Annotated in this window: 11 protein-coding genes and 1 tRNA gene; 7 read left to right on the forward strand and 5 right to left on the reverse strand. The window is 42.6% G+C overall.

Annotated elements, in window-relative coordinates; genetic code table 11:
• Positions 1-145 precede the first annotated feature (145 nt).
• Complete coding sequence (locus AB4405_RS12215; protein ID WP_372061015.1) at positions 146-805, reverse strand: nitroreductase family protein; 660 nt, start codon at positions 803-805, stop codon at positions 146-148.
• Between the two features lie 320 nt (positions 806-1,125).
• On the opposite strand from AB4405_RS12215, the gene AB4405_RS12220 reads away from it, so the two are divergent.
• The gene (locus AB4405_RS12220) at positions 1,126-1,710 is read left to right on the forward strand and encodes a TetR/AcrR family transcriptional regulator (protein WP_372061017.1); all 585 of its coding nucleotides are present in this window, start codon (positions 1,126-1,128) and stop codon (positions 1,708-1,710) included.
• A 144-nt stretch (positions 1,711-1,854) separates the two neighbouring features.
• Here AB4405_RS12220 and AB4405_RS12225 read toward each other — a convergent pair whose 3' ends face one another.
• The gene (locus AB4405_RS12225) at positions 1,855-2,484 is read right to left on the reverse strand and encodes a DUF2913 family protein (RefSeq protein WP_372061019.1); all 630 of its coding nucleotides are present in this window, start codon (positions 2,482-2,484) and stop codon (positions 1,855-1,857) included.
• 33 nt (positions 2,485-2,517) lie between these two features.
• Positions 2,518-2,602, reverse strand: a tRNA-Leu gene (locus AB4405_RS12230).
• A gap of 566 nt (positions 2,603-3,168) precedes the next feature.
• Here AB4405_RS12230 and AB4405_RS12235 point away from each other — a divergent pair.
• The 3 genes from AB4405_RS12235 to AB4405_RS12245 all read left to right on the forward strand — a co-directional run bounded on the left by AB4405_RS12235 (position 3,169) and on the right by AB4405_RS12245 (position 5,644).
• Complete coding sequence (locus tag AB4405_RS12235; protein WP_372061020.1) at positions 3,169-3,624, forward strand: magnesium transporter; 456 nt, start codon at positions 3,169-3,171, stop codon at positions 3,622-3,624.
• Positions 3,624-4,655 carry an HlyD family secretion protein gene (locus AB4405_RS12240; RefSeq protein ID WP_372061022.1) on the forward strand — a complete coding sequence of 344 codons (1,032 nt, stop codon included), beginning with the start codon at positions 3,624-3,626 and terminating at the stop codon, positions 4,653-4,655. The genes AB4405_RS12235 and AB4405_RS12240 overlap by 1 nt, the downstream gene beginning before the upstream one ends.
• 278 nt (positions 4,656-4,933) lie before the next feature.
• Positions 4,934-5,644: a hypothetical protein gene (locus AB4405_RS12245; RefSeq protein ID WP_372061023.1), complete on the forward strand. Its 711-nt coding sequence runs from the start codon at positions 4,934-4,936 to the stop codon at positions 5,642-5,644.
• Between the two features lie 165 nt (positions 5,645-5,809).
• Here the strand turns inward: AB4405_RS12245 and AB4405_RS12250 are convergent, their stop codons facing one another.
• Positions 5,810-6,625 (reverse strand): hypothetical protein, encoded by an 816-nt coding sequence (locus AB4405_RS12250; RefSeq protein WP_372061024.1) that lies wholly within the window; start codon positions 6,623-6,625, stop codon positions 5,810-5,812.
• A 174-nt stretch (positions 6,626-6,799) separates the two neighbouring features.
• Positions 6,800-7,696: a DMT family transporter gene (locus AB4405_RS12255; RefSeq protein ID WP_372061025.1), complete on the reverse strand. Its 897-nt coding sequence runs from the start codon at positions 7,694-7,696 to the stop codon at positions 6,800-6,802.
• 422 nt (positions 7,697-8,118) lie between these two features.
• Between AB4405_RS12255 and AB4405_RS12260 the strand changes: the two genes are divergently transcribed.
• The 3 genes from AB4405_RS12260 (at position 8,119) to AB4405_RS12270 (ending at position 11,287) form a co-directional block, all read left to right on the forward strand.
• Positions 8,119-8,964 (forward strand): LysR family transcriptional regulator, encoded by an 846-nt coding sequence (locus tag AB4405_RS12260; RefSeq protein WP_372061026.1) that lies wholly within the window; start codon positions 8,119-8,121, stop codon positions 8,962-8,964.
• A gap of 142 nt (positions 8,965-9,106) precedes the next feature.
• Positions 9,107-9,595, forward strand: a complete 489-nt coding sequence (locus tag AB4405_RS12265; protein WP_372061027.1) for a DM13 domain-containing protein — start codon at positions 9,107-9,109, stop codon at positions 9,593-9,595.
• Positions 9,596-9,958: 363 nt separating this feature from the next.
• Positions 9,959-11,287 (forward strand): anaerobic C4-dicarboxylate transporter, encoded by a 1,329-nt coding sequence (locus AB4405_RS12270; protein ID WP_372061029.1) that lies wholly within the window; start codon positions 9,959-9,961, stop codon positions 11,285-11,287.
• Positions 11,288-11,747: the final 460 nt, after the last annotated feature.

Below are 11,747 nucleotides of genomic sequence, written 5' to 3' on the forward strand. Positions count from 1 at the left end.
AGGATTAACTGGCGCATCGACTCGCTTTGTTGTCTTCGCCAGCTTTATCTCCACGTAAAAAAGGAGCCTTTATAAGGCTCCTTTTTCAACTTTAATCATCGCTACATCGTCATTCTATTCAGCGATCATCAGCGACGACTGAAAGTTATAACACGGCAATAATATCGTCTTGTGCCAAGCGCGATTTTGGCAAGCCGTAGTTATAGTCTTCACCTTCTTTGTGATAACCCAGAGCTAAGGCAAAGTCACACACATAACCATTAAGTTCATCTTTAAAGATCTCACCAAGAAGTTCTGCATCAACCCCTTCCATTGGCGTTGATGCAATGCCTAGACGCGCGAGAACGTGCAGTGTATTGCCTAAGGCAATATAGGTTTGCGCTTTAGTCCACTGTCCATTGTAGCCATTCTCATCTGTATTTAAATCAACAAAACCAAAGGCACCATTTAACATCGTTTCATACATGTCGGCAGGCAAATGGCCAGAGGTCACTTCAACATCGACCACTTTACGATAGTCGTCTTTATTAAAATTTGGATTATGTGCAAATAAGATCGTGTGTGATGCTTCTTTTGCATGCGGTTGATTGAACTGATGCATATTGGCAAAAGAGTCATGAAAGCGTTGTTTTGCTGCATCACTTTCAATCACAATGAACTTCCATGGTTGAGAGTTGATAGAGGATGCAGACAAGCGCAGTGCTTCTTTGATCACATCCATATCTTCCGTCGCGATGCGTTTTGTTGCATCATATTTCTTCGCGGTATAACGGCTGTTTAGATCTTTGATAATTTGATGAGTCACGTTGCTTTCTCCAAGATTCTAAGAATCTATAATTTGCTATAATAAATGGGGCCTATTTACGGAAATTACTGGTGTTGGAACGCATCGTAAATCTCGTTGTACCCTGTCATCAACCATGTTGACGCCGCTAGAATAAAGGCTCTAGTCAAAAAGAAAAAGGGTTAAAACGTCCAGTTATTATGGCAATAAATTACCATAATAATATTCACCTATTTTGATGAACTCATTTTGACACCTTTCTTCAAGTGCCTCACATTTCTTTACTTCACTATACCTTCGAGTTAAAATTTGAACATACGTTCAAATTACGAGAAATAACGATGGCTAAAGCGGCTAAATTCCAACGTGAAGAGGTTATTCACAATGCGATGCTTCTATACTGGGAGAAAGGGTTCCACGCAACCTCGATGAGAGCCCTACAAGATGCTATCGATATGAGACCAGGCAGTATTTACGCAGAATTCGGCAGTAAAGAAAGTTTGTATCAGATCACGCTAGAGCACTATGCGGAGCAAAGTGTTCAGCGACTAACACAGACCGTCGCGAATGCAGCATCACCATTACAAGGCTTGAAGCAATTCGTTAGCGATATCGTCGTGCCCACCGATCAACCCACACCAAGCAACATGTGCATGCTCGCGAAAACAGTAGCAGAGTTAACGGAAGAGAACTCAGAGCTTTTGGATAGCGCGAGAAAGGGACTACGTCGTATTGAGAAAGAGTTTGCGAATGTCATCAAGGCAGCACAGGACAGTGGTGACGTTGACCCGTCTCGTGACGCTCAGCGAATAGGCCAGTATGTGCAAATTCAGATTATGGGTATTCGAACCTATGTTCGAGCCAACCAATGCGATACTCAGCAAACCAAAGCATTGGTTGATGATATTTTTGCACTATTTATATAGCCTAAATTTTTCTGCTCTATCGCTTTATTTGGCCCAACATTTTATTTAGTCAGCGTACTCTAAATAGTCAGTGTACTCTAAACTATGTATTTTAAAACTAAGTACCCTAAGGCTAAGTCGTTTGAGCCAACGGTTTGAATTAAGTTATTTATTTAACTCAAGTTCAATACGGACAAAATGTTCATCTTCGTATTGAATTTGGTAAGCAAAAACATCATTCGCATAAATCGCGCCAAGGAAAAGGTGCTTTTCTCGAACCGTTCCTCGGAACAGGATCGATATATTGCTCACAAGCTGATTTTTGGTCCCGAAATGCCCATTGAGATCGTCAGATAATACACACAACAAACACCCATCTTCATCATGAGTCAGATCAACTTGTCTTGGGCTTGAAAGAAGCGCCGTCGTCCCTATTTTTTTCTCAATTTCACGAATCAATAATAGGTAGCTGTCCAGGTGTGGTTGGATCGCATCAGGTTTTGCCTCAATCCCTGTCAAAAGTACCTCTTCAAGGTCAACTTGTGACTTTTTGGCCTGCAGGCTCATCGTTTTCAGCTGTTTTCGAACGGCTTTGTACTTATTGCTTTTGAGCTTCGGCTTTAACCAACGCACTAAGAGTTCATTACATTTTTCACGATCGAAATGTGTTGTTTTGGCTTCAAGTTTCTTAAATTCTAGATGCAAAAGGGCGTGAAGAGACACCTCGGTCAACAGTTGAATTGATTCCGAGTTAGACGTACTGATTTGCTTTGAACTGATTCCGTTGTTCTGCATTGTAGTCTGTGTACTTGTATAGAAGGGGGGGAATGGTGCCGAGAGAGGGACTCGAACCCTCACACCATAAGGCACTAGCACCTCATGCTAGCGTGTCTACCAATTTCACCATCTCGGCATCAATGAATACAAACCTAAGTCTATTTCATTTGGTTCCAATTTTCTGGAACCAACGAATGTTAACTGACGATATTTTACTTGTATAGCATTTCGTTAGATAAAATCATAGGAACTCGTTCGTTTGATGAACATATGAGCAATTTGTACAATTCATCATCACATTGACACTCATACTGAAATTGGAGTTGAAAGAATTGACTCATAAATTTGATTAATGTGAGAACTAAAGTTGACCCGCTATATCCAACAGAATGATTCGAATATGATAATTGCACACCGAACTATTTTTAAAAAACACGCCTGTCAAAAGCAATTCCATGCGTGTTTGGCCGCTTTATTCGAATGCTAAGGATAGCCTGAACTAGGAAAAACCATGCTCAGACTATTTAATCAAATTTGTTCATTACATCCGTACGACTTTTTACCAGCGAGCATCCTTATCACTATTTCAACGATAAAAATGCACCTTCGAGCTAACACGTGCATTCCGCAGTCTCACTCCCCTATTCTCACATAAAGTTCTCAATAACTTTTTCTTTTGTATCTAAACACGGATTATCAAACATGAAATCATTTTTCCTAAAATCCCTTAGATTTTGCGTCAAGGCCATTGTCGTTGTGGGTGGTTTTCTCTCATTAAGCTACGCATTTTCTTTGCTCTCAACCATTCATGGACAAGCCTTACCAGCAGAGCATTTTACCAATGGAGAACCGAACATTATCGGGTTGCTCAACTCTGAAATTTTTATGGGCATGATTTTTGTTATTACGCTGTCGATTATCGTTTACGTTCTGTATCTGCTGTGGCAATTACATGAAGTCGCGGTGCACCGCAGTCAATACATGCAAAGTGCACATGCCAACCTTGTTTTTGCGCTGTCGTTGTGCGGTTTGTTCATCGACAAGCTTTGGTGGGTGTTAGCTATCATCATAGCATTTACTAACTGGGAGGCCGTCGGTAAAGCGGTAAGCCGTATCATCAATATTGGTATTCACGGTAACAAGAAGGAGGAAGTGTAATGAAAGAAATCATGCTCCCTTATGTACTCATCATCTGGTTACTCGTCAAACTTGGCGTAATCAAATGGACACTAAGAAATGCGGTGATCAGCGTTGGTGTTGGGGCATTTATTGCCTTCATGCTCTTTACGGCACACCGGTTTTGGTCACCCGCTGATTTAACTGACAGTACCACGGTAAAGGCCCCTCACGCCGTATTGAGCCCTTTGTTTGGGCAACAGGTGAAAGATATTTATGTCACCCATAACCAAAGCGTCAAAAAAGGTGACCTACTGTATACGCTAGAGTCGGAAGACACGGACGAAGAGATAAAAAGCTTACGCTCTAGTTTGATCGCCAGTGAGCACCGCATTATTAGCATCGAAGAGCAAATCATTATCGATAAAAAGAACCACCAGCGCTTAGTTAGGCTTGACGAATTTAGCTCGGAACAAGAACGCGATGAGCTTTACACTAAGATCCAGAAAGGAAACGCCGACTTAATGGCCGCGCACTCTGATGCGGACAGCATCACAGCAAAGATCAATCAAACAGAATGGCTCAATGATAGAAATAAGGTACGTGCTCCTTTTGATGGTATTGTCGGCGTGATCAACATCGCCGAAGGATCTCGTACTGGTAACTTATTCCTTTACGATACCGATCGTAAATTTGTCGAGATGCGTGTCAGCGATCAGACGTATCGCCACATCAAAGAAGGACAGTTTGCTGAGTTTTTTGTTAACTCACACCCTGGAGAAATTTTTAGAGGTCGAGTGCATAGCATCACAAGCAACACCGGAGAAGCCACGGTCTCTTCAATAGGTTCAAGCCAACAGGTTCGCCAGCACGTTGGTAACAATGCTGGTTCACATGGTCGTACTATTATCATTGAATTTGATGAGCCAGAGGGCTATACCGTGCCTCTAGGTGCCACAGGCTCAGGCTGGGTATCAGCAGAAAAGCCGTCAACAAAACTCGGATTTATGGACATTATTGGTGGAGCAACCGTTCGCCTTAAGGCGCTAAAGGCATACTTAAACGCATTTTAGACCACAACCGATTGACCCTTTGGAGCCCACAAAAAAATTTGAACTCTGTATGGTTCTGGAACAGGCGTTTGGGCTCAAAGCACCGCATTTATGTGCGGTGCTTTTTTTACGTCTAGTGATCAACAAACCCATACCTAATCGCCCGACTTTTCCTTTATTAATCTACCACCACCAATCTATTCGAAAACCACATATAAAGTAATTTAGAACTATTCGATTTTCTCGTTACCTTAGCCGCGTTCCAAATCAGTGGACTAATAAAAATAAAGGTAACTAACATGAAAAAAACAGCAATCGTTCTCGCATTAACATCGGTATTTGCAACCAATGTTATGGCTGAAGGTCTCTCAGGTGGCGTAGAATTAGACGCTAAGTTCGTAAATGGCGGCGAAAAAGCTTATTCCACAAGTAACGGTTCTGGTATTAAGGCATTTATTGGGTATGAAGGCTTTGGCGTATCAGCGAAACGCAAAGCGAACTTCGAAAACGAGTACAACTTCAACTATAAACATGATTTTAACGGCTTTTGGTTAAAAGGCGAATATGAATTTGTAGATAAAAAGAGCGTACAAAATCAACCTAATAAACCAGTAAACGACCAAAATAAATTTGGCGTGACTGTTGGCGGTAACGTGGCAGATCTATTTGATTCATCACTACGTCTTCGTAAGGATACAGACCTAAATTCGGATCACGGTGTTGAACGTAGTGATATTTACCGTTTTGACCTTGCCGCAGGCAAGCAAGTCACTGAGCGTATGTACTTCAACGCAAAAGTCGTTGGCCAGAAAGAAAATAATAAAGATGCTATCACGGTAGCAAATGGTCCCGTGGACAAAAGCAAAGACACCATCTACAACGTTGAGCTACGCGCAACCTTCACTGACATCCAAAACATGGTGCCTTATGTAGAAGTCGGCAATGAAGGCGCATTCGGTACAGATACTCGCAATACATACGGTAAAGTGGGTGTTATTTTCCCGTTCTAATCTCTTACAAACTTACTTAGGTCATCCTAACTGAGTGGCTCAATAGCCCCAAAAAAAACCGTCGATATTCGAAGGATTGAATATCACTGTTTCCACACTACTCAATCGCTATTACCTGCAAGAACACCTCCCTGTATTCAAGCCTAAGCCAGCACTATCTAAACGTTAAAGCTGGTAGTTAAACTCAACCCGTTGGTCGCCCTCAAAATAGCTCTGATTTTGTGTCCAGTTTGCAAAATAACGAACATTGGCACGCCCTGTAATCTGATAAGACACGGCAAATTCATTGGTAAAAATTGAGCTCTGGCCTTGTCCATATGCATTCTCTACATACGACTTGGATCCCGAGATTGTGGTCAACCACATCGGGTTATAGTTGAGCCAGATCTTGTCGGTAAGGGCATACTTGGTGTAAGCACCAACAACGGCATAGGTGCCTGGAATTGTGTAACCTATTTTTCTAGATTCTATATCAATATCCATATCAGGATTTTGATAATCAGGGAATTCCCCATTACGAACATTTAAGCCCAAGCCTGCGAGGGGATAAAGATTAAGATTACCAAATGCAGGCAGTGCTTGAATGATGCTATATGACGCATTCAGGTTTTCTTGCGCAACGTCGTAGTTCACATCAATTTGTGAGCCACGGCCATTCGTTTTGTCTACGCTAAAGTTTCGGATTCGAACGGAATCAATGGAATTATCGCGGTCACCAGTACCAGTCCAACCAAGCCATTCACCCGCTACACCCTTCACCTCAAGAATGTTCATCGCCATGGTATCAGGATTGCCCGTATCGTAGACTTGGCCAACTTTTACGTTGATACCTTTATCCGAAATACCCGCACCCGCTTGGGTATAAACGGCTAACGGGTCAGACATATCTTGTACTTGAGTGGCTTCAGATTCAGACGCGATTGCAGAAAAAGAAAAAGCCGCAACGATTGCTGAGGCTAAAATTGAAGTATTTGCACGCATTAACTATCACCTTATGATTTACATCCGCGTCCAGCAGATATAAACAAGTTAAAACAACGCCCTGTCCATTTAGCGCGCGTGCAGCCTAAAAGGACGTCTCGTTAACCTCAATTAACCAAGGGTTATAGTGTTCATTACATTTTGAGTCTTGACCGTAGCTTAATCCTTATACCATCAGGACTTAGCTTTATTTTTTATGTTATTTTTAAATGTAGAAAATGAAAAGCCCGTCACTAACATCGTTCCGGTGATCACCAACAATGCCCCTACAACCGTATTCACGCCCACTGGCTCATCTAAGTACAAATTACCCCACAAAATACCAAACATAGGGACCAAGAAGGTCACTGACAACGCAGAAGAAGGTCCCACATCGTTCACTAGACGAAAATACAATAAATACGCCGCACCCGTACACACCACACCGAGTAAAACAACCGCTAACCAGATATCGCTTGTGGGTTCCCCTCGCATCGGGACAAATGGCACCAACGGTAAGACAATTAAACAGGCCGCCCACATGCTGCCATGTGCGTTATTAAACGAAGAGATAGACGGTGCATTTTTGGCGTAATTAGTCGCGATACCATAACTACAGGCGGCCATAATACTGGCTAGAATGGGTAGCGCCGCTTCTTGTCCGATTCGCCCTGCATCCCACCCCACGAGCACAACGACACCAATGACCCCGACACATAATCCGAGCACACCCGATTTAGTCAGCGGCGCTTTACGCCAAAATACGCCGATAATCGCCCCCCAGATAGGTGCGGTTGAATTCAGTATTGCTAAGGTTGACGCATTCAAGGTTTGAGCCGCATAGGCAAAAAGAAGAAAGGGTAATGCAGAGTTAAACAAGCCGATGGTGAAAAAGTGACGCCGGTATCGAACAAACTCCAGCTTTTTTTTCAGATAGGCACCCACTAAAAGTAACGCTAATGCTGCGAACAACACTCTCGCTTCTATGAGGATTGCTGGGCCCATGACGTTAGCGGCGAGTCTCATAAACAAAAATGAGCCACCCCAGATGGCGGCTAGAACAAAAAGGCGTACAAAACTGGCAAAATCCATAACCTGCTCTCTAAAAATTCCATTAAACGCCACTGTGAGGCAACAAAAGTGAAACTACAATCAATTTGTTCATCTCCGATTTTACTTACAACACTTCCAATCAGCCTCAACCATTGACACATCATTATGCTTTGGTAGCATAAATTTTATCGTTAGAACACAGACCATTAGCCTTTTATACTACTATTAATGATGCTTAAAATCGGTATGTTGATACTCCAAAAAAGCATAGTGCTAAAAGAACAATCACGATAGCGATGCTATGTAGAGATATCACTAATACAGCGTTCTAGTGCGCTCACAGATATCCGTCGTCACCGTATTGTTGATCGCTAATTAGCTAACAAAAATGTCGTTCGCTGTAGAATCGTTCGCTCATATTTTGACCGTAAACCCCTCATCCTATGGAGCAGCAACACGTTATGGATCTCAATCTACTCACTACGTTTCAAGCGGTTTATAAGCACGGCTCTATCACTCTGGCCGCAGAACAGCTCGAGCTAACACAACCGGCTGTCAGCGCCGCATTAAAAAGATTGGAGGGCGTGGTTGGCAAAGCCTTGTTTATCCGTTCGGGAAGAGGCATCGCGCCTACAGGCGCCGCGGTTGCGCTCGCCAACAAAATTCAAACCCCACTAGCGGTGCTCGAAACCATTGAAAAAAATAAAGACATGACAAAGGTGTATTGTAATGAAAGTCTGATGCATCTTGTTTGTGATATTGCGGGTACCTCCTTTCAAGAGCCCCCTCTCAGCGAGTCACAATTGTTGGCTGATATTGACTCTCAAAAAATTGACTTGGTCATCGACGTCGCCACCAGCATTAGTCAATCTCATATCGTCGAGGATCTTTTTAGTGAACCCGTCGTATGTGTGTGTCGAAGTGATCATCCTGAAGTTGGGGATTCATTATCATTCGAACAATACTTTGAGTTGGAACATATCGGATTAAAACTGCGACGAAATGATGTCATCATGCTTGAATTCCTAGCAGAAAAGCCTGTGCCGAACCGCCGCGTTAAAGCAGAAACAGGTTCCATATCTAGTATGCTGTCGTTAGCCGCGACCACCAATTTAATTGGCGCTTCGACCGTATCACTAGCAAAACACATGGCACCTATTCTCAAGCTCAAGGTCTTGGAAATACCGTTTCCAATGCGCAACTTACAGTTTCGAATGATCTATCATCGACGCTTCCTAAATGACGAGCAGCACAAGCTGATTCGTCAAAACATCAAGCACATCATCCAAAACAATCAATACCGATAAACAGATGCGCGCCACCAACAAGATAAGAGTAAGACCTGAACGATAAATTGATGAAGTACATTCGCATGATATGAACTAAGGTTTAAAGACAATTGCATGCCTAACTTGCGTATGAATGTCAGTTAACGATTGGAGTGTAGTTTTGAAACGAGTGATTTTGCTGTTCAGCCATCTCGGCACATTATTCGCGGGATTTATGTTAGGTATCTATGTGCTACCGATTTTAATACAACCTGACCCCCCCAATATTGACGCCACCTCTTATCAATCAAATCAGGTCGCTTTAACCGGTCGCTTTGATAAAGAGCGGGAAGACAGCGACTTCTTCCATTGGGGCGAGGGTGATATCGCCTTGACGCAGGACTCAGTCATGTTCATGGGTGAACTCGCCCCTGGGCCCGATTACAAACTTTACCTTTCTCCCACCTTTGTGGAAACCGAAGACGATTTTAATAAACACAAAGCCACAATGGTACGAATCGGTGATATCAAAACCTTTGACCGCTTCCTTCTTCCTCTGCCCAGTGGCACAAATCTATCGGATTTCAATACGGCAGTGATTTGGTGTGAAACGTTTGGTGAATTTATTACCTCGGCCGAACTTACATCTAAGGACTCCCCTCTTCAGTAAGTGAATATTCAGTGAACGGTGATATCAATAACGTTGTAAACACGCATCGAAGGGACAGGGGCAAACTCATGACCCTGCGACGCAAAATACCCGTTATTGAAACCCTTAGTATGTTACCGTCCTGCAGAACCAACTTCTGCAGGCTTCCTACCTCTATCCCTATCAGTAATGCAACGTAACGGCCTCGAATTCTTCACATCCAATTTACACCTCAATCACGAATACCAGCCATACAGTGATCCAACATAGAAAAATAAATTTTCGAATCTTATTCAATAAGTTATGTGATCTTCCGTTCAATTAACCACAATATAATAAAGGATAATTACGTCACTGTTACAAAATGTAAATAAGGAAATTGTGATGTTATACCTAGAGTTTCTATTCTTACTCGCCATGCTCTACATCGGCTCGAGAAAGGGTGGTATTGGTCTTGGCGTGGTGTCAGGCATTGGTCTGACAATTGAAGTCTTTATCTTCAAAATGCCCCCTACGTCGCCCCCCGTTACTGTCATGCTTATCATCTTGGCTGTTGTCACGTGTGCTTCCATACTGGAAGCGGCAGGTGGTCTCAAATACATGCTGCAAGTTGCCGAGCGGTTGCTACGAAAAAATCCTAAACGCGTCACACTCATTGCCCCTTTCGTCACCTACAGCATGACTTTTTTGCTGGGCACCGGACATGCTGTTTACTCCATCATGCCAATCATTGGTGACGTCGCGCTTAAAAATGGTATACGCCCAGAGCGCCCAATGGCGGCATCTTCTGTCGCCTCTCAAATTGCGATTACTGCTTCGCCTATTTCCGCAGCCGTCGTGTATTACCTCGCCCAACTTGCAGAGATTCAAACCAACATTACCCTACTGTCAATTTTGATGGTCACGGTACCTGCAACCTTGTTTGGTACATTGCTGATGTCGTTATACAGCATGAAACGAGGCAAAGAATTAAACGATGATCCAGAATACCAAGCACGCCTGAAAGACCCCGAATGGCGCGAGCGTATTTTGAATACTACCGCGACATCATTGGATGAAGTGCTACCTAAGTCCGCCCGAAACTCTGTACTCATCTTTCTTTTTTCGATCGTTGTCATCGTCATCATCGCTATGGTGCCAGAATTGCGCACAATCACCGACGGCAGTAAACCCATCAGTATGTCGGTCATCATTCAAATGATGATGCTCTGCTTTGGCGGAATTATCTTACTGGCGACCAATACCGACCCACGTTTAGTGCCTAACGGCGTCGTATTTAAGTCAGGTATGGTTGCCGCGATCGCTATTTTTGGTATTGCTTGGATGTCCGATACGTATTTCCAGTATGCCATGCCCCAGTTTAAATCTGGCATCGTAGGTATGGTAACCGACTACCCATGGACCTTTGCACTCGCGTTATTTACCGTTTCGGTCGTCGTCAATTCACAGGCTGCTACAGCCAGAATGATGCTGCCTGTCGGGCTAGCGTTAGGTTTAGAACCTGCGCTATTGATCGGTCTCATGCCTGCCGTTTATGGGTATTTCTTCATTCCAAACTACCCATCAGACATTGCGACTGTGAACTTTGATTCATCGGGAACCACAAAGATTGGTAAATGGTATTTCAACCACTCTTTCATGAGTGTTGGTCTCATTGGTGTGATTTCAGCATGCTGCGCCGGTTATGTGTTGGGCCAAGTAGTGATTGGCTAAACTCAATATTGACACTATTGAACAATAATCTCACTTCATCAAAATAAAATAGCTAGTGATTAAAAAAATTAGTCATTAGCTATTATTATAAATATTAATATCAACATTAATCACTATTTAAAGTTCAACTATCAAGATTAAATACGGCATCATCTATCGGGCCGCTCATCTTATTTATGCAAAAAAAATTAATATTTATACTTTTTGACATTATTATTTAATTTAATGACCCACATTAATCAATGCAACTTTTATAAAGCCACTTAATGAGAGTGTGCGTTTTATAAAACGCAAGCATTACTCAATTTAAAATATATCATTCTGACGCCGCCCTTAACAAATAATTCGAAAAAAAGTGTAAATTTAGAGTTAAAACTATAAATTTTCTGATAGATTTGCCGATAAAGGAATATAAAAATAAATACTGTCGGATGTTATCTCTATGCTGTCTATTAAAAAC

Source organism: Vibrio sp. 10N.261.51.F12, from assembly GCF_041471725.1.
GTDB lineage: Bacteria > Pseudomonadota > Gammaproteobacteria > Enterobacterales > Vibrionaceae > Vibrio.